The sequence below is a fragment of the Bacteroides sp. AF34-31BH genome (assembly GCF_003602795.1).
GTDB classification, from domain to species: domain Bacteria; phylum Bacteroidota; class Bacteroidia; order Bacteroidales; family Bacteroidaceae; genus Bacteroides; species Bacteroides uniformis.
Genome location: NZ_QTLV01000006.1, coordinates 1 through 18,498 on the forward strand (window position 1 = coordinate 1; position 18,498 = coordinate 18,498).

Annotated in this window: 16 protein-coding genes; 7 read left to right on the top strand and 9 right to left on the bottom strand. The window is 44.6% G+C overall.

The window, feature by feature from the left end; genetic code table 11:
- Window positions 1-32: 32 nt before the first annotated feature.
- The 6 genes from DWZ67_RS10605 to DWZ67_RS10630 form a co-directional block, all read right to left on the bottom strand.
- Window positions 33-563: a restriction endonuclease subunit S gene (locus DWZ67_RS10605; protein WP_120138806.1), complete on the bottom strand. Its 531-nt coding sequence runs from the start codon at window positions 561-563 to the stop codon at window positions 33-35.
- Window positions 560-1,609 carry a Fic family protein gene (locus DWZ67_RS10610; RefSeq protein ID WP_317126635.1) on the bottom strand — a complete coding sequence of 350 codons (1,050 nt, stop codon included), beginning with the start codon at window positions 1,607-1,609 and terminating at the stop codon, window positions 560-562. The genes DWZ67_RS10605 and DWZ67_RS10610 overlap by 4 nt, the downstream gene beginning before the upstream one ends.
- 2 nt (window positions 1,610-1,611) lie before the next feature.
- Window positions 1,612-3,534, bottom strand: a complete 1,923-nt coding sequence (locus DWZ67_RS10615; protein WP_120138810.1) for a class I SAM-dependent DNA methyltransferase — start codon at window positions 3,532-3,534, stop codon at window positions 1,612-1,614.
- Window positions 3,535-3,548: 14 nt separating this feature from the next.
- On the bottom strand, window positions 3,549-4,220 hold the full coding sequence (locus DWZ67_RS10620; RefSeq protein WP_120138812.1) for a GIY-YIG nuclease family protein: 672 nt from the start codon (window positions 4,218-4,220) through the stop codon (window positions 3,549-3,551).
- Window positions 4,221-4,222: 2 nt separating this feature from the next.
- Window positions 4,223-4,426 carry a helix-turn-helix transcriptional regulator gene (locus DWZ67_RS10625; protein WP_120138814.1) on the bottom strand — a complete coding sequence of 68 codons (204 nt, stop codon included), beginning with the start codon at window positions 4,424-4,426 and terminating at the stop codon, window positions 4,223-4,225.
- Window positions 4,427-5,100: 674 nt separating this feature from the next.
- Entirely contained in the window at window positions 5,101-6,801 is a 1,701-nt protein-coding gene (locus DWZ67_RS10630; RefSeq protein WP_120138816.1) for a response regulator, read from the bottom strand.
- A gap of 407 nt (window positions 6,802-7,208) precedes the next feature.
- Between DWZ67_RS10630 and DWZ67_RS10635 the strand changes: the two genes are divergently transcribed.
- The 4 genes from DWZ67_RS10635 (at window position 7,209) to DWZ67_RS10650 (ending at window position 11,399) form a co-directional block, all read left to right on the top strand.
- Window positions 7,209-8,384: an MFS transporter gene (locus DWZ67_RS10635; RefSeq protein ID WP_087332714.1), complete on the top strand. Its 1,176-nt coding sequence runs from the start codon at window positions 7,209-7,211 to the stop codon at window positions 8,382-8,384.
- 168 nt (window positions 8,385-8,552) lie between these two features.
- Window positions 8,553-9,989 (top strand): Na+/H+ antiporter NhaC, encoded by a 1,437-nt coding sequence (gene nhaC, locus DWZ67_RS10640; RefSeq protein WP_016273307.1) that lies wholly within the window; start codon window positions 8,553-8,555, stop codon window positions 9,987-9,989.
- Between the two features lie 66 nt (window positions 9,990-10,055).
- Window positions 10,056-10,646: a DUF4251 domain-containing protein gene (locus tag DWZ67_RS10645; protein ID WP_005826513.1), complete on the top strand. Its 591-nt coding sequence runs from the start codon at window positions 10,056-10,058 to the stop codon at window positions 10,644-10,646.
- Between the two features lie 90 nt (window positions 10,647-10,736).
- A complete protein-coding gene (locus DWZ67_RS10650) occupies window positions 10,737-11,399 on the top strand; it encodes a response regulator transcription factor (protein WP_005826511.1) in 663 nt (220 codons plus the stop codon).
- Here the strand turns inward: DWZ67_RS10650 and mnmA are convergent.
- Both mnmA and DWZ67_RS10660 read right to left on the bottom strand, forming a co-directional pair.
- A complete protein-coding gene (gene mnmA, locus DWZ67_RS10655; protein ID WP_005835905.1) occupies window positions 11,390-12,454 on the bottom strand; it encodes a tRNA 2-thiouridine(34) synthase MnmA in 1,065 nt (354 codons plus the stop codon). The genes DWZ67_RS10650 and mnmA overlap by 10 nt on opposite strands.
- 22 nt (window positions 12,455-12,476) lie before the next feature.
- Window positions 12,477-13,763: an O-acetylhomoserine aminocarboxypropyltransferase/cysteine synthase family protein gene (locus tag DWZ67_RS10660; RefSeq protein WP_120138818.1), complete on the bottom strand. Its 1,287-nt coding sequence runs from the start codon at window positions 13,761-13,763 to the stop codon at window positions 12,477-12,479.
- A 184-nt stretch (window positions 13,764-13,947) separates the two neighbouring features.
- Between DWZ67_RS10660 and DWZ67_RS10665 the strand changes: the two genes are divergently transcribed.
- Both DWZ67_RS10665 and DWZ67_RS10670 read left to right on the top strand, forming a co-directional pair.
- Window positions 13,948-15,369: a S41 family peptidase gene (locus tag DWZ67_RS10665; protein ID WP_120138820.1), complete on the top strand. Its 1,422-nt coding sequence runs from the start codon at window positions 13,948-13,950 to the stop codon at window positions 15,367-15,369.
- A gap of 13 nt (window positions 15,370-15,382) precedes the next feature.
- Entirely contained in the window at window positions 15,383-16,288 is a 906-nt protein-coding gene (locus DWZ67_RS10670) for a DUF4595 domain-containing protein (RefSeq protein ID WP_005835902.1), read from the top strand.
- Between the two features lie 8 nt (window positions 16,289-16,296).
- Here the strand turns inward: DWZ67_RS10670 and DWZ67_RS10675 are convergent, their stop codons facing one another.
- The gene (locus DWZ67_RS10675) at window positions 16,297-17,109 is read right to left on the bottom strand and encodes an alpha/beta hydrolase (protein ID WP_005826503.1); all 813 of its coding nucleotides are present in this window, start codon (window positions 17,107-17,109) and stop codon (window positions 16,297-16,299) included.
- Window positions 17,110-17,203: 94 nt separating this feature from the next.
- Here DWZ67_RS10675 and DWZ67_RS10680 point away from each other — a divergent pair, with 94 nt between their 5' ends.
- On the top strand, window positions 17,204-18,496 hold the full coding sequence (locus DWZ67_RS10680; RefSeq protein ID WP_005826501.1) for a hemolysin family protein: 1,293 nt from the start codon (window positions 17,204-17,206) through the stop codon (window positions 18,494-18,496).
- Window positions 18,497-18,498: the final 2 nt, after the last annotated feature.

Consider the following 18,498-nt stretch of genomic DNA (forward strand, 5'->3'; position numbering starts at 1 on the left):
GTACACGTTTCAAATGCTACCCGGGTCCCTTTTCAAGTGTTAGCTACAATCAAGGAATCGTAACGGAGTAGAATATTTGCAATGTTTCGTTGAACATTCTTTTCAGGGACTTCCACCTCCATATTCAACAAATCACTATTAGCCAAACTAGCACGAGTTGTCATAGAAGAAAACGCCAAAAATTTATTTCTAAATTTCTTTGACCTCAGATAATAACCGATATATTCAGGCAATATATCATCACTTTTTGGACGTAATCGCTTCGTAAAGCCATTAAATGTAGCATTAGGATAATCCTTTAAGGCAACAGAACTCATTCCTAACTCATCCATAGTTTCACTTGTACGCGTAATAAAAACATCACCTTTATGAATAGAAAAAGACTCTCTATCTTTATCTGTAGACTCTACTAATGCATCTAATTTATCTGGCAAAAACCAATTATTAAACACGTTAGAAAAAGTTAAAAAAGGATAACCACTTCCAAAGAAATCTTTACTTTTTGACAGTCCATTATGCACTGTATATAATTCTCCCAACTTCACCTTCTTCCATTCTCTCATACCTTCCCCTCCTTTCTTTCCTTCAAACTTATCACTTCCCAATATCCGCTCTTATTACTACCCACACGCACAATCATCCCAGCTTTCCTCAACTCACCCAAACGACGTTTGATAGTTGCTTCCGATACGCCCAATAACGCTCCATATTCAGCATAATTCAGTTTATTATTCTTTAGAATAGCCTGATACAAGCGTTCTGTTATCGGGTCAGATATATCATTTATCGGGTCAGATACAGGTTTTATCAGGTCAGCAGCCTGTGACTTTTTGTATACTTCAATCTCTTTATTTATGTTCCGAATATGTTCGTCGAACATAAATTCATAGAAAGGAAGAAGCGTTTCCTGTTCGCGTGCATCAATAAGCGACTGGATATATTCTGCCTTATCATCCTTGACTACTTTCGAAGGAATAAGACCGAATTCATATTGCAGATGATTCATCACCAGCCTTGACATGCGTCCGTTTCCATCCACCCAAGGATGAATGGTGACAAGCTGGTAATGAGCTTCAAAACTAAGCCTATATTTGGAGATTACATCGTCTGTATTCAGCAGTTCCTTTCGCTGACTGTTTATATATCGGCAAAACTCCTCCAATTTGGCAGGAACTTTCCGGAAATTCATATAGGAACTTCCTCCTACACCGGCTGTAACACCAAGCAAACGCAACTCTCCCTTCGATGAGTCAAAACTACCGCTTACTGTGTTATATTCTCCCCCCGTGTTTTTCATCACCAAAGCAGACAAGCCTTTTAACATATCGACAGAAAAATCAGCATGCACCTTGGCAAGCTTCATTGACTGTTCGTATGCCGCTTTCAAATCCAGATTCATCATCTGCTCCTGCAGGCTGCGGCCTTTTGCCGTGATACCTTCATCGAAAAGCAACTGGTTCTCTATTTCGGTAACCGTACTGCCCTCAATGGCTGTGGAATGGGTAATAAGGGAATACAGATAGAACTTGTTGTAGTCTATCTGCTCCGCAATACCCAATGCCTTATATTCATCCAGCAGGGAAAGCAATGTTTCCGTCTTATTGTTCATGCTCATTTCAGCGTCTCCCAGTCGTTTAATATTTCCTTCATAAGCACATTTGCTTCTTCATGAAGTTTTGCCAGTTCCGCATGGATTTCATTCATACGTTCATGAAAATCCACACCGTCGTCTTCTGCTTCCGGAACACCAACGTAGGCACCCGGTGTGAGCGAATAGTTTTTTTCCTCGATTTCGTCCAAAGTGGCAATCTTACAGAGCCCGGCAATGTCGTTATACTTGCCTTTACCGAATTTTCCGGTCAGCCATTCGTGTCCTTCTATAATCGTCAGAATTTCCTCAAGCACTTTGCAGAATTTATCTCCTGCCAGCCTCATGGATTTCAGTTCACGCTTTTTCAGCCTTTCTTCCGCCAACTTGACGCAACTCTTGGTTTGCTCTATCTGTCCATTCAAGTTCTTGGATAATTCATCATAATTGTTCCACGGACTGCTAAGCCATGCCAATGAACTGTTGAACTGATTGGCAGTCTCGTCATCAAGGAAAGACACAAATGAAAGTGCTTCTTCCGAAATAGAATTTACCGCCTCGCTTATATCATGATTATATTTTTTCAATAATGCCTGATATTTATCTGTTTCTCCACGGTAAAGATGGACGATTGCCTGCAAATTGAGCAGCTGCCATTCAGTCCATTCGTTCAGCGTGCGGTCAACAACTGTATAATATTTACGGGCATCTATAAAAAGCACCTTGTCGCGGTTTTCTTCCCGTTTAGCCTTGTCGAAAAACCACAGTGAACAAGGCAAAGACAATGTGTAGAAAAAGTTGTTCCCAACACTGACCATCACATCCACATGTCCGGTCTTTACCAACTGTTCCCTGATGTCGCGGTCTTTGTTGGAACTGTCGGTAGCTGAACTTGCCATGACGAAGCCGGCACGTCCACGCTCATTAAGATAAGCGTAAAAATAATTAATCCAAAGATAATTGGCATTGCCCACCTCCTTGGTTTTGGCATTGACACCAGGCAGTCCGAAAGGAAGGCGTCCCACACTGAAAGCCGACTCCGATTTCACCTTATCCACATTAAAAGGAGGATTAGCTATCACATAATCGCATTTGCCTGCGAGATTGAACGCATCATGATAGAACGAATTGGCTTCATCACCAGACACAATACGTCCGTTAAGACCATGAACAGCCATATTCATCAAACAGAGCTGGGCGTTGTATTCCACTTTTTCCTGACCAAAGAATGTCATCTGCGTATTGGCGTTCATTCCTGCCGCATTTACAAAATCACCGGTCTGAACAAACATACCGCCCGAACCGCATGCAGGATCGAACATTACGCCTTGTTCCGGTTCCAGCACATTGACCAGCATTTTCACCAAAGACTTTGGAGTAAAGAAAACCCCATCGTCACTGGCTACAGCTTTCGCAAATTTTGAAAGAAAATATTCATATATTCGACCTATTATGTCGCCACCTATTTCATCAATTGTCTTATTATTGAAAATGCGCAGCAATTCACGGAGCAAATCATCGGCGAACATCGTATATGTCTTGGGCAATACACCTGTAAGCTGTTCGCTTTGCTCTTCCACCAATTGCATGGCGTTGTTTACGGCTTCACCCAATGAATTCACCGGCTGACCGTCCTTGTTTCTCAGTCCGGCAGAAGTGATATTGTCCGGCAAATTGACAAGAAAATCAAACTGAGCTTCCCGAGGAAGATAAAGTGCGCTTTTTGCTTCAAAATCGCTTGGCTCAACAGGCATTACTCTTCCTCCGCGCGAAGGACGATCTTTCAATATCTCTGCTTCCACCAATTTATATCTGCTATAAGCATAACGGAGAAACAGCAAAGCCAAAACCGGCATGCAATACTGGTTACTTGTCAGTTTGCTGCCTTGTCTCAACAGATCAGCCGATTCCCAAAGTTCTGCTTCAAGTTTTCGTATATTTATCATATATAATTTACTTTTTAATGCTGTTCCTTTTCCTTTCTCAATTCACTTAACACCTTCCCATTATAACTGAAATATTTAGGGCCTTGATATGCTCCCGATGTATTCTGCTTTTCTTCTGGCAAGAAATTAGCTGTAAACGCAGAGAGGCTATACAGACGGCCATCATACTCAATTTTATCATCACTGGCAATTCTGACAGGCATTCGAAGTGGATCAAAAACAATCGTATCCCCTACATTCAAGCCAATCATATGAAACTTAAACGGAGGCTTTTGGGTCTTGCGTTGTTTTTCTTTAGATTCAGCCTCTATCTTCTTATCTTCATCTTTACTTTTGCTGACAACAGGCTTCCCATCAACATATACATATAGCTCGGCGTCATCTAGCAAATCTGCAATATCACGCATAATATCCAAAGCGACAGATGGAGCTATATTGAAAAACTCACGATTCTGTCTTATACGCAAATCTGTCAGACGATCAATCTGTTTATGTATCTGTCTCTCAACTTTAGCATATTTAGTTGTTTTGAGAGTTGCATAAATCTCAAAAGGTAAAGGCACAGCAGTATTATCAAGTTCTTTGCTTCTGACATCTACAGGACGTGAACTTTTACCAATCTTGACCCAATCTTCTCTAAAACTTGGGTTTGTCAATATATATACATAACCTGTTTCATTTTCCATAATTACTCGGTTCTTAATAAATCATCAACCTTTACATCCAAGCACTTAGCTATCTGAATCAACATTTCCACATTGGGCTGTGAAGTATTTGTCACCCATTTTGAAACAATTGCAGGATCTTTTCCTAACTGTTCAGAAAGCCATTTATTAGTTTTACCTTTTTCGGCAAGAATAACTTTTATACGATTCAAAAGTTTACGTTCCATAACTATTACATTACTGTCACAAATATACTATTATATTTGAACATATAATAAATTATTGATGGTATAATTCAAAAAAATGATAGAATTGACATTTTCTTGAATTATGATGAACTTTATATATTGCGTTAATAGTGGAAAATGCCTTGACTTTACTACCGTATTCATATATACGTCTATCAAAGTAAAGTCAAATAAAGGGAAAAGAGAGAATAGTTTTATTTTTACCTTTGTTCAGTAAAACAATATTCGCGAAACTCTCTTACATTTAGTTGACATACTTGGCGAAAAACTCACGTATTATATGTATCTTTGTAAGTAGATAGAAAACAGGTGAACTTCAGTTGGAAAATTTAGATTTTCCACGGTTCTAATTTTATGTTGAAGAATAAACGTAGGAACAGTAAATCCAGGCTCAAAAACAACCCATTATGGTCTAAAAAATACTTTTCTACCGTTTAAAATATAAGTTTTTGATTATCAATTATATCTACATGTTGCATCGGCAAATAAATCTAATCATATATACCCAGTTATCCCCAAAGCGAAAACGATGAGAGATTTTTCTTTATAGCTAGCTTAGGATGTTTAGTTCTCCTATCTCCTATTTCAAAACAAAGGCTGTCCATTATCTAATATGTGACAGCCTTTCCATAAAAGTTTTTTTCAGGTAAATATCATACTTTTTTCATAAACTCCTTCGGTGTTTTTCCAAAATACTCCTTATACCTACCTCTGAAGTTTTTCAGATTTCGCATACCCACCATTTCGGCAACCACGGTCACAGAAAATTTTCCGCTTTCCAAAAGTTCCCGTGCCTTCTCCATCCTGATTCTCGAAATCAAATATTTGGGTGCTTCTCCCGTCAACAACTTCCACTTATTATAAAAGGTTGTCCGGCTCATGCACATCCTGGAGGCAATATCATCTACTGTCAAATCCTCTTTATCCATATTCTCCATAATGTAAAGCTTCACTTCATTCAAAAATGCCAGATTGACATCCTGCTGAGCCCGCTCCATAGGTTTCGTTAAAAAATCTTCTCCAAAAACTTTCTGAAGAAATGTCTTCCGAAGAAAACGGCTATTATTTATCAATATGGATATTTCCACTTTAAGGTCCTCCAGATTAAAGGGCTTACATACAAAGAGATCAGCTTGAGAAGAACAACGCTTTTCCCGCCGTTTCACATCAATGTGCGCCCCCATCAATATCACCGGAATAAAGGAGGTGTCCCTCGACGTCTTCAGTTTAGAAGAAAGTTCCTCACCGCTCATACCTTTCAACATGATATCACAAATCACCAAATCCGGATACTCTTCACATATTACCTCCAATGCTTCCTGACCGTCATCAAAGCTCCTCACTACAAAACATTCCGATAAACGTTTCTCAAGATAATCCTTGAATCCCTTGTCATTATCCGCAAGTATCACTAAAGGTCTATCCATATTTTTTTTCTTCGAGAAACCATGGAAAGCCATTTCCGACTCATTCACCTGAAAAGTGTCCGGAATATTTAAGGATGTATACCCCCCCGAAACCGCACACGAACATCTTATGGGAAATCGAAGCAGAGCCTCCTTTTCCAAAGTCAGTATTTTCCCGTCACATATATTCATCAACTTGTCAAAAAACACACCGCCCATGCCATACTGCTTGCCATGCAGAGGTCGCAGAATAGGAAGCCGCGACGAGTACCATCTGCAACATTTCAGAAATCGCTTGTTGCCTGTATCCTTAATCCTGATTGCCCAGTAATCTCCCTTCAACGAAACCTGCATCGAGAGGTGCGTTTCCGGCAGAGAACACTCGATGGCACTCAATACAAACCGGTCGATAACCGGAGATATCTTTCCCGGATCAAACCAAGCGCTTGCATAGTCAAAATCCGGAACCAAATCCAGCTTCATCTGCAACCCATCCACATGAGACTGTAAAAAAGACACTTTCTTCCTCATAAATGCGCCGATTTCATGTTCTGCAACTACCAGGCTACCAGAATTGCCAAATAGTTGTTTCAACCCCATCAACGCTATCAAGTGCTGCTCCAGCCCGCCTATATGATGAAGTGCAACAGCCAGTTCCTTCTTTATGTCTTCCGGACAGTCTCCTTCGTAAACTGCCCCTAACGGTGTCTTAATCAAAGAAATGGGATTACGTATGTTTTGAAAGGTATCAATGAAATACTGATTTCCCTCTTTCAGTAAATCTCTTTCTTCACTGATACAGAGCAAATGGAACAAAAGCCAACATAATATACAGATTCCACTAGCCACTATTGGCAGAACAGACCAGGGAACCTTATGATATACACCGATGGATAGCAGGAAAACGCATAATGACACTACTATTATTATTATCGATAAATGTTTCATACTATTATAAGTTTAAGTAATAATGATTCATACTAATATATACCCGAGTTTTCAGTCAATAGCAGGATAATCCCAAGTATGTCATCAGGAGGCGGTCTAATGGGGGAACGGTAGGTTCCTTGAGTCATCGAATTCACCTTACCAACCCTCGTTTGCTAGAAGAGCCTGCATTTCGTCCACCTGTATTTCATACCCAGCAACTCTCTAAACCATTCATTTCCCATGCCCAACGTATCTTTAAATATCAATACAACATTCCGCTTATCCAAGATAGCTCCAATCAATTATTCTCAAACAAAATAATAGTATAACAAACGGAAAGGCTAAAAAGATGATACCACTTCACACATATTCTTATCATACTCACATATCTTGCGCATGAAACAGAAAGACATTATCTTTGCAGCATGAAACTAGAACTGAAAGAAAACGGAGGATTACCGGCACATATACTCTGGACACTTGCTATCGTAGCTGGCGTGTCCGTAGCCAACTTGTATTACAATCAACCCCTGCTTAATATCATGCGGCATGAATTGGAAGTTTCTGAATTCAAAACGAACCTCATTGCCATGATTACACAAATCGGATATGCGCTGGGATTATTGTTCATCGTCCCATTAGGAGACCTCTATCGACGCAAGAATATCATCCTGACGAATTTCTTCCTACTCATATTTTCCCTTCTAGCCATTGCCATGGCACCGAACATCTACATCATCTGGGCAGCATCACTCATTACCGGCATCTGCTCCATGATACCCCAAATATTTGTACCGATTGCCTCGCAATTCTCACGCCCCGAAAACAAGGGACGGAATGTAGGTGTCGTCATCTCAGGATTACTGACTGGAATACTTGCATCACGTGTTGTCAGCGGATTTGTGGGTGAAGTGCTTGGCTGGCGTGAAATGTACTTCATCGCCGCTGGAATGATGTTACTATGCGCTATCGTTGTATTAAAGGTACTACCGGACATACAACCGACTTTCCAAGGCAAATATTCCGGGCTGATGAAGTCTCTTTTCTCATTAGTAAGAGAATACCCCTCTCTACGAATCTACTCGATACGTGCAGGACTGGCCTTTGGCTCATTCCTTGCCATGTGGTCCTGCCTTGCATTCAAAATGGGAGAAGCCCCGTTCCATGCATCCAGCGATGTCATCGGCATACTAGGGCTCTGCGGCATTGCCGGAGCCTTAACCGCATCTTTTGTAGGAAAATATGTAAAAAAAGTAGGCATACGCAATTTCAACTTTATCGGTTGCGGAATGATTCTGCTTGCATGGGCCTCGCTCTTTTTCTGCGGAAACAACTATGCAGGTATCATTACCGGTGTCATTCTTATAGACATAGGCATGCAATGCATCCAACTCAGCAACCAGACCAGTATTTTCGACATCTACCCGTCTGCCTCCAATCGGGTAAATACGATTTTCATGACCACTTACTTCATCGGCGGCTCTTTGGGTACCTTCCTTGCAGGAAGCAGTTGGCAGACTTGGGGATGGAGTGGCGTGGTCGGCACCGGCGTTATTTTAACAATAATATCGTTGTCCATCACCCTTTACAGCAAGAAATAACAAGGATACTATCATTTTTCCAAGCAAACGCAAAGATTTGATAATTTTTATTTGTCATGCAAAGGATAAGGAAGATATTGAACAGAATTGTTATACCTTTGTCGCATCAAACTATAAACGACAGATTGATAATAGATTCGTCAACCAAGCATAGTCAAAAACAACCCTATGAATTCAGCAAAGAAAATACCCTCTCCACTCGTTTCTCTATTTCCCATCGCTTTTCTCGTAGGAATGCTGTTCGCCACCATCCATACTTTCGGAAGTGACGCCTTGAGTGGAGGAAGCCAGATTTCCCTGCTTGCCACCACTGGTATGTGTGTCTTTATCGGCATGGCTTTCTACCGCATCCCTTGGAAAGATTATGAACTTGCCATCACCAACAACATTTCAGGTGTTGCCACAGCTATCATTATTCTATTGATTATCGGTGCTTTGAGCGGCACATGGATGATAAGTGGGGTGGTACCTACCCTTATATATTATGGTATGCAGATTATCCATCCGAATTTTTTCCTTGCTTCTACCTGCATTATTTGTGCATTGGTATCAGTAATGACGGGAAGTTCATGGACCACTATCGCCACCATCGGTATCGCCCTTTTGGGCATAGGTAAGGCACAAGGTTTTGAAGAGGGATGGATAGCCGGTGCCATCATTTCGGGAGCCTATTTCGGAGACAAAATTTCACCGTTATCGGATACCACAGTCCTTGCCTCATCCGTAACGGAAACACCGTTATTCAGCCATATCCGCTATATGATGATCACCACCGTCCCCTCTCTCCTCATCACCCTTGTCATCTTTACAGTAATGGGACTCACACACGAAACGAACAATACACAACAGATCGCGGAATTTACGGCAGCATTGGACGCCAAATTCAACATTACTCCCTGGTTACTGGCTGTTCCCGTGATTACGGGAATACTGATTGCCCGGAGAGTGCCTTCCGTCATCACACTCTTTCTCTCCACTCTGCTGGCAGGGATATTCGCCTTCATCTTCCAACCGGGACTACTGAATGAGATAGCGGAAGGTGGGAATATGTTCAAAGGGATAATGATGACATTCTATGGCAGTACCAGTCTACAAACTGACAGTGACATGTTGACAGAACTGATTGCCACACGAGGTATGGCAGGAATGATGAATACCATCTGGCTCATCATCTGCGCCATGTGTTTCGGTGGAGCCATGACGGCAAGCGGCATGCTAGGAAGCATCACTTCCCTATTCGTCCGCTTCATGAAGAATACAGCCAGCATGGTAGCATCCACCGTATGTTCCGGATTGTTCCTGAACCTTGCCACGGCAGACCAGTACATCAGCATTATCCTCACCGGAAACATGTTCAGCAACGTTTACGCAAAGAAAGGCTACGAAAGCCGGCTACTTAGCCGTACCACGGAAGATGCCGTTACCGTCACCTCCCCGCTTATCCCATGGAACACCTGCGGCATGACGCAAGCCACCATTTTGAGTGTACCCACACTGACCTACCTTCCCTATTGCTTCTTCAACCTTATCAGTCCGGTAATGAGTATCTTTATTGCTGCTATCGGATATAAAATAATTAAAAAACCGGTGAACAATCCTGGATAGGCATTGTTCTTGCAATAAACTTATAACGAACAATTTATTTAAACCTAAACAAAAAAAGATTCGATTATGAAAAAGTTTATTGCATTAGCAGCAGTAGTATTGGTAAGCATGGCAACAACGACCATGTATGCACAAGAGAGTAGAGCTGAAAAGCGCGCAGACCGTAAAGCCCAAAGAGACGCAGAACGTGCACGCCTGAAAGCTGAAGAACAAGCACAGGATGCCATTTCGTACGATGACGCAATGGCGGCCTTGAAAGCTCACCAGTTCGTAATGGAGGCAGACCAAGTGATGTTCCGCAACGGACAGACCGCATTTGTAAACTCCAACACCAACTTCGTATTGGTCAACCAAGGACGTGGCACCGTGCAGGTAGCCTTCAACACCGTATACCCAGGTCCTAACGGCATTGGCGGTGTAACAGTAGACGGAACCGTATCGGACATCCAAATGACTACCGACAAACGGGGCAACGTGAATTGTAACTTCAGCATCCAGGGTATCGGCATTTCCGCCCAGATATTCCTTACGCTGACCGATGGCGGGAACAACGCAACCGTAACCATCAGCCCGAACTTCAACTCCAACACCATGACTTTGAGCGGGAACCTGGTTCCGCTGGAACAATCCAACATATTCAAGGGACGTTCCTGGTAAAACCCTTATATAAATATATATATTCCCACTCCGCCACAAATCACACTAAAAAGTGTACATTTGTAGCGGAGTTTTTTATATACCAATGTCATGAGAGAATTTATCATTGCAGACAATCAAGATATCACCAAAGCAGGCATGATGTTCCTATTGGGCAGACAGAAAGACACCTCCCTGCTGCTGGAAGCCGACAACAAGGCAGAACTGATACAGCAACTACGCCTGCATCCCACCGCCGTTGTCATTCTGGACTATACCCTTTTTGATTTTTCGGGAGCCGAAGAGCTAATGGTACTTCACGAACGCTTCAAGGAAGCCGATTGGCTACTCTTTTCCGACGAATTGAGCCTACCGTTCCTGCGCCAGGTATTGTTCAGCAGCATGGCATTCGGCGTAGCGCTGAAGGATAATTCCAAAGAAGAGATACTGACCGCACTACAATGCGCCTCACGCAAGGAGCGATTCATCTGTAATCACGTCAGTAACCTGCTGCTCGCAGGCAACGGTTCCTCCTCCCCCACTCATCCTACCATCAAAGATGATTTACTGACTACTGCCGAACGGAGCATCCTAAAAGAGATAGCCCTGGGGAAAACAACCAAAGAAATAGCCGCCGAACGAAACCTCAGCTTCCATACGGTAAACAGCCACCGGAAGAATATCTTCCGGAAACTGGGTGTAAACAATGCGCACGAAGCCACCAAATATGCCATGAAGGCAGGCATCGTAGACTTGGTGGAATATTATATATAAATCTCCCCGCTCCCGACACACAGCCGGGCATCAGCATCATACACCACTCCGAACTGGCCCGGAGCAATGCCTTGCAGCTTTTCTTCCGAAACAATGCGGTAACCCTCCGCCTCCTTTTGCAACCTGCCTTTGACAAACTCCGGCGTATGGCGTATCTTGAAAGTCACCTCCACCTCTTCCTGCGCTCCCTTCCAGGGATTATCCGTAATGAAATGAAAATCGTACATACGGAATTCATAGCCGTATTGCAATGCCGTATCACATCCGCGGGACACGTAAATCACATTCTCCTCCACATCCTTGCGGACAACAAACCACGGTCCTCCACCCAACCCCAATCCTTTACGCTGGCCGATGGTATGAAACCAATAGCCCCGATGCTTGCCCAACTTTCTACCCGTTTCCAACTCCACAATATCCCCTTCCCTTTCGCCAAGGAAACGGCGCACAAAATCATTATAATCAATCTTTCCCAGAAAGCAGATGCCCTGACTGTCACGACGTCTGGCGCTGGGCAATCCGGCACGCAGGGCTATGTCACGAACCTCATTCTTCATCAGTCTGCCCAATGGAAACATCAGTTTGGAAACTTGCAGATAATCTATCTGTGCCAGAAAGTCGGTCTGGTCTTTCACGGAATCGGCAGCGGTACCGAGCCATGTCTTTCCATCCCTCAACACCGTAGTGGCGTAGTGCCCGGTTGCCGTGATATCGAAATCCTTCCCCACACGTTGCTCAAAGCACCCGAACTTTATCAGCTTGTTGCACATCACATCCGGATTGGGAGTCAAGCCACGTCTTATTTTATCAATGGCATAAGCCGCCACCTGGTCCCAATACTCCCGGTGCAGGTCCACTACTTCCAACGATAATCCATAACGCCGGGCAATGGCAGAAGCCATCTCCATATCCTCTTCCGCAGAGCAGTCCATATAATCGGCATCGTCCCTCCCTATTTTGATATAAAATAGAGAAGGACGGTAACCTTGTTCGCAAAGGAGATGTACCACCACGGAGCTGTCTACACCTCCCGACAATAATACAGCAATATTCATTCTATCGTATACTGTTATTCTTTTAAATTCTGTCAAATGCCTGGGACAAGTCGTCCAGCAAATCATCGATATGTTCTGTCCCGATGGAGAGGCGGACCGTGCCCGGTTTGATGCCTTGTTCTTCCAATTCCCGTGCACTCAATTGGGAATGGGTAGTGGTGGCAGGATGGATAACCAGGGATTTCACATCAGCCACATTGGCAAGCAACGAGAATATCTGTAAACTGTCAATAAACGTCTGCGCTTCCTTCATACCGCCCCGCACCTCAAACGTAAAGATAGAACCGCCTCCATTCGGAAAGTATTTCCCGTAAAGCGCGTGGTCAGGATGTTCGGGCAGGGACGGGTGGTTCACGGCAACCACTTTGGGATGCTTCTTCAAGAATTCAACCACTTTCAAGGCATTCTCCACATGACGTTCCACGCGAAGCGACAACGTCTCCAATCCTTGCAACAGAATGAAAGCATTGAAAGGACTGATTGTGGCACCGGTATCACGCAACAATACGGCACGGATACGGATGGCATAGGCAGCAGGACCGGCAGCGTCGACGAAACGTACTCCATGATAACTCGGGTCCGGTTCCGTCAGTTGGGGAAACTTCCCCGAGGCCACCCAGTCGAACTTGCCGCTATCTACAATAACACCACCCAAGGACGTACCATGCCCTCCGATGAACTTCGTTGCCGAATGGACTACAATATCTGCCCCATGCTCTATGGGACGAATCAAGTAAGGAGTACCGAAGGTGTTATCTATAATCAGAGGAATCCGGTGACGGTGTGCTATTTCAGCAACGGCATCAATGTCAATGATGTTGCAATTCGGATTTCCCAGCGTTTCAATGAATACTGCCTTGGTATTCTCCTGAATCGCTTTCTCGAAATTGTCCAGATTGCCCGGGTCCACAAAAGTAGTGGTAACCCCGTAGGCAGGCAATGTGTGGGCCAGCAGATTATACGTTCCACCGTAGATGGTCTTAGCTGCCACGATATGGTCGCCTGCACGGGTGATATTCTCAAAGGCATAAGTGATGGCTGCCGCACCCGAGGCTACGGCCAATCCGGCAACACCGCCTTCCAGAGCCGCCACACGTTTCTCGAACACATCCTGGGTGGAATTCGTCAACCGCCCGTAAATATTCCCCGGGTCCTGCAAGCCAAAGCGGGCTGCCGCATGGGCCGAATTACGGAATACATACGAAGTTGTCTGATAGATAGGTACGGCGCGGGCATCAGTTGCCGGGTCGGGTTGTTCTTGTCCAACGTGAAGTTGTAGAGTCTCAAAGTGCAATTTCTTTGTTTCCATTGTCGTTTGTATTTTAGGTGAATAAACCGTTTCTCATTCGGATGTTGCAAAGATAGAGCGATAAGCCGGGGCAGACAATGACACAGATTAGGGAATTTTATACCACAATTGTGGTAGATAAGCAAGCTATTTTCTATCTTTAGATAAGATAGACTGCATTTCGGCAAAACTTTTTCATGCAAGCATGAAAGTTCTGCACTCAATTTGCACTATCTTTGCCCCCATGAAAGCAAGAAATATACTGATACTCATATTGGGAACCCTGATTCTTCCCATTTATCTGACTTCCTGCGGGGTGGACCGCTGGAAAAAGTATGCCGGACAGACCCAGACAGACCGCTGGATTGACGATACCATGCGTGTGTGGTACTATTGGGTAGACGCTATCCCCCATACCAACGACCTGAACTATTTTCAAGCCCCTTTCACTTTCTTTGCCTCGCTCAAATCCGAAGAAGACAAATTCTCCACCATCGACAGTCTGGTCAGCATCACCACTACCCGCAGCATCCCCTATACGGATTACAGCTACGGATTCCAGTTCACTACCAACCAGATAGAAGTAGAAGGAGAAGAGAATGCCATTGTTGCACAGATTCTTTACGTTGCCGACGGAAGCCCGGCCTCGGAAATCGGGCTGAAACGGGGTGACTGGATTATGAAGATGGACGGGAACTTTATTACTGAACAGAATTATAAGAAACTGTATGGAAGTAGTGCCATGGAACTTACAGTAGGTTATTACGACGTGGAGAAAAATGTCATCGTTGCTTACGACAAACCCAGACAGATAGCATCGGCGCGTCCCGTCAACGACAACCCGGTGCACTATAAGAATGTATATACATCAGGCAGCAAGAAAATAGGTTATCTGGTCTACAACCACTTCAGTTCCGGCCCCACGGACAACAGTAATGAATATGACAACGACCTGCGCAGCGCATTCCAATATTTCGCATCACAGCAAGTCAACGAATTCATCCTTGACTTGCGCTACAACAACGGTGGATTACTGAGTTGCGCAGAATTGCTGTGTACCATGCTCGCACCTTCCTCCGCCTTGGGACAAGAGTTGGGGTACCTGGAATTCAACAACCGCTTCAATCCGAAGATAGTACCGTTCACCCTGAACTCCGGACTCATCGGAAACGGAGCAAACCTAAACCTGAATACTCTCTACGTACTTACCAGCAGCCAGACTGCCTCCGCCTCCGAAATGGTGATTAACTGCCTCGACCCGTATATGGATGTTGTCATCATCGGCGGTACTACCGTAGGCAAGAATGTAGGTTCCAGGAATTTCTCCAGCCCCGAACTGATGATAACGATGAATCCCATCGTCTGCAAGATATACAATTCGGAAGGGAAATCTGATTATGAATCCGGATTCCAACCGGCCTACTCGGGATATGTAGTGAATGAGATGAGCGACATGTCACGTTTCCTGCCCTTTGGAGATACCAACGAAGCCTTATTGAGCACTGCACTCGGCGCCATCGACGGAAGCATACAACCGCCCGCACAAGAAGATACCCGTTCTTTAAGAGTGACCACTCTCGCAAACTCCATTGAACGCCGGGCAAGCCATGCCGTACGCATCAAATAAAAAGACCAATAGGATGAAACTAAACAGAAGAGTTACAATCATCACCCGATTTTCGGGAATCATGTTCAGCCTGCTGTTGCTCGGCGGACTGGCAGCTTGCAGCGATGATAACAATGGCAATGATACGCCAGAACCGGAGCCGTCAACCTACCCCACCACTCCTTTCTCCAAAATCGAACTCAAAGAAGTGATAGAGAGCGATGCGCAACCGGTTACTGCCACCCACACCTACCTTTACAACAGTGCAGGCAGGCTGACCAGCTACACCGGCAAACAGAGCTTTACAGCAGGAGACGAACTCTTCGAGATAGAGAATACCACTACTGTCGAATACAAGGACCATCAAGCCGTGATAACCGACGAAGCAGGTACAGTATCAACCTACACGCTGAATGACAAAGGTTATGCCACCACTTGTACCAGTCAGGATATGGCAGGAAATACCCGTACTTACACCTTCTCCTACCTCATCAACACCGAAGACAAATACTATCTGGAAAACATCACAGAAAAGCTGGACGACGGAAAAGAATACTCATTCATTACAATAGACTACAGCAACTTCCGGGCATTGCGCATACAGCAAAAGGTTGACACTTTTGAGCACAACAGTACGGCTACCACACCATCAGGCAATGAAATTGCAAATATCTCCGAAATACCAAGCCTATTCATTACGGACATGTATCCGCTTTCCATGCATGCGGTTGCCATATACGGGAAGATATTGGGAGAACCTGCAAACTATCTGATTACCCAACTCATCCCGGACAGCAACGGAGAAAGTGAAGAGACCACCACCTATACTTATACGTTAGATAACCGGGGTATCGTCACTTCCTGCCATGCAGTCGTCAGGCATATAAGGAACGGCTACGAGCAGGACTACACACGCACCGTGAACTATACCATCGAATAATAAACTACTTACTTCTTAAAGAACTTGTCGAAGAAAAGGACGTGATAGTCTATGGAGTTGTTCCAATACGTTCCGGTATGTCCACCGGGACGGGTGATGAAGTCATGGTCTATCTTCCTTGCCAGCAGCCGGTTGTGCAAGTCCTTGTTCACTTCAAGAAAGAAATCGGCCTCACCGCAGTCGATGATTAGCGCCAAGTCTCCATTTACAATCTTATCCAGCTGGTTGACCACCGTATGCGCATCCCAAGATGCCTTGTTGGCAGCAAACTCTCCCAACTGCTTGTTCATTTCCCAATTCTGGGGAAACGGCCGTATATCCACTCCTCCACTCATACTGCCCGCCGCACCGAACACATCCTTATGACGGATAGCACTCCACAAAGCACCGTGGCCGCCCATACTCAATCCACTGATGGCACGCGCCTTTCTATCGGGAATGGTAGCATAGTTCCCGTCTGTATACTTCACCAATTCCGAGGTGACAAAAGTCTCATAACGGTAGGCAGGATTCTCCGGACTGTCCCAATACCAACTGTTCTTGCCGTCCGGACATACAAATATGATCCCTTTCTCATCTGCCATCTGCGGCAATTCCGGCTTCAGTTGCACCCAGCTCCGCGCATTGCCGCCATAACCGTGCAACAGATAAACCACCGGACAAGCCTGCTTGCCGATAGCCTTATCAGGCAATACATACACAACTTTTACATCCTTATTCATGGCTGCACTTCTCACCAACACCGTGTCTACACGTGCCGCCTGCAACATTACGGCAGACAGACACCACAAAAGCCCCAAGGCAATAATTCTTTTTTTCATCTATTTATTGTTTATTTTTTCTAACGGATGGCAATATTAACAATAAATACTGAAAAATCATTATCTTTGCCTCACAAACTATTCAAAATCCACTATGGAGTTTATTATCATTCTACTTTTACTTATTCTGAACGGCATTTTTGCCATGTATGAAATCGCTTTAGTCTCCTCAAGTAAAGCACGCCTTGAAACTCTTGTCGGAAAAGGGAACAAAAGAGCCAAAGGAGTATTGAAACAACTGGAAGAACCCGAAAAATTCCTCTCCACCATCCAAATCGGTATTACTCTTATCGGTATCGTATCCGGTGCCTATGGTGGTGCCACCATCGCTGATGACGTAGAACCGCTGTTCGCCCTCATTCCGGGAGTAGCCGCCTATGCCAAGACTCTCGCCATGATTACCGTAGTAGCCATCATCACCTATCTGTCGCTCATCATAGGCGAACTGGTGCCCAAGTCCATCGCCTTGAACAACCCGGAACGATGGGCCACCATGCTCAGCCCCTTCATGATTGTGCTGACCAAGATTTCCTATCCGTTTGTATGCCTGTTGAGCGCTTCCACCAAACTGATGAACAAACTCATCGGACTGAACAGTGGCGAGGAACGCCAAATGACACAAGACGAACTGAAGATGATTCTGCACCAAAGCTCGGAACAAGGCGTCATCGACAAAGACGAAACGGAAATGCTGCGTGACGTGTTCCGCTTCTCGGACAAAAGAGCGAATGACCTGATGACCTATCGCCGCGACATCGTTGTGCTCCATCCCACAGACACACCGGAAGAGGTGCTGCGTATCATCCACGAAGAACACTTCAGCAAATATCTCCTGGTGGAGCGGGGAAAGGACGAGATTATCGGTGTGGTTTCCGTAAAGGACATCATCTTGATGATGGGCGGCGAACAACCCTTCAACTTACGTAGTATTGCACGCCCTGCTTTGTTTATTCCGGAAAGTTTGTATGCAAAGAAAGTTTTAGAGCTGTTTAAGAAGAACAAAAACAAGTTCGGAGTTGTTGTAGACGAGTATGGAAATACAGAAGGTATCATCACCCTGCACGATTTGACGGAAAGTATCTTCGGAGACATCCTCGAAGAGAATGAAACGGAAGAAGAGGAAATCGTTGTCCGTCAAGACGGTTCCATGCTGGTGGAAGCTTCCATGAATCTGGATGACTTTATGGAGGCGATGGGCATTATGAACTATGATGACCTGAAAGAAGAAGACTTCACCACCTTGAGCGGTCTTGCCATGTTCTTGATAGGACGGGTGCCGAAAGCCGGAGACTTGTTCAGCTACAAAAACCTGGACTTCGAAGTGGTGGATATGGACCGCGGACGGGTGGACAAGCTGCTCGTCATCAAGAAAGAAGAAGATGAATAACA

What these genes read in the sequence shown, in the direction of transcription:
- DWZ67_RS10605 (WP_120138806.1), bottom strand. Translation starts at nt 563, where the DNA reads ATGAGAGAATGGAAGAAGGTGAAGTTGGGAGAATTATATACAGTGCAT.
- DWZ67_RS10610 (WP_317126635.1), bottom strand. Translation starts at nt 1,609, where the DNA reads ATGAACAATAAGACGGAAACATTGCTTTCCCTGCTGGATGAATATAAG.
- DWZ67_RS10615 (WP_120138810.1), bottom strand. Translation starts at nt 3,534, where the DNA reads ATGATAAATATACGAAAACTTGAAGCAGAACTTTGGGAATCGGCTGAT.
- DWZ67_RS10620 (WP_120138812.1), bottom strand. Translation starts at nt 4,220, where the DNA reads ATGGAAAATGAAACAGGTTATGTATATATATTGACAAACCCAAGTTTT.
- DWZ67_RS10625 (WP_120138814.1), bottom strand. Translation starts at nt 4,426, where the DNA reads ATGGAACGTAAACTTTTGAATCGTATAAAAGTTATTCTTGCCGAAAAA.
- DWZ67_RS10630 (WP_120138816.1), bottom strand. Translation starts at nt 6,801, where the DNA reads ATGAAACATTTATCGATAATAATAATAGTAGTGTCATTATGCGTTTTC.
- DWZ67_RS10635 (WP_087332714.1), top strand. Translation starts at nt 7,209, where the DNA reads ATGAAACTAGAACTGAAAGAAAACGGAGGATTACCGGCACATATACTC.
- nhaC (WP_016273307.1), top strand. Translation starts at nt 8,553, where the DNA reads ATGAATTCAGCAAAGAAAATACCCTCTCCACTCGTTTCTCTATTTCCC.
- DWZ67_RS10645 (WP_005826513.1), top strand. Translation starts at nt 10,056, where the DNA reads ATGAAAAAGTTTATTGCATTAGCAGCAGTAGTATTGGTAAGCATGGCA.
- DWZ67_RS10650 (WP_005826511.1), top strand. Translation starts at nt 10,737, where the DNA reads ATGAGAGAATTTATCATTGCAGACAATCAAGATATCACCAAAGCAGGC.
- mnmA (WP_005835905.1), bottom strand. Translation starts at nt 12,454, where the DNA reads ATGAATATTGCTGTATTATTGTCGGGAGGTGTAGACAGCTCCGTGGTG.
- DWZ67_RS10660 (WP_120138818.1), bottom strand. Translation starts at nt 13,763, where the DNA reads ATGGAAACAAAGAAATTGCACTTTGAGACTCTACAACTTCACGTTGGA.
- DWZ67_RS10665 (WP_120138820.1), top strand. Translation starts at nt 13,948, where the DNA reads ATGAAAGTTCTGCACTCAATTTGCACTATCTTTGCCCCCATGAAAGCA.
- DWZ67_RS10670 (WP_005835902.1), top strand. Translation starts at nt 15,383, where the DNA reads ATGAAACTAAACAGAAGAGTTACAATCATCACCCGATTTTCGGGAATC.
- DWZ67_RS10675 (WP_005826503.1), bottom strand. Translation starts at nt 17,109, where the DNA reads ATGAAAAAAAGAATTATTGCCTTGGGGCTTTTGTGGTGTCTGTCTGCC.
- DWZ67_RS10680 (WP_005826501.1), top strand. Translation starts at nt 17,204, where the DNA reads ATGGAGTTTATTATCATTCTACTTTTACTTATTCTGAACGGCATTTTT.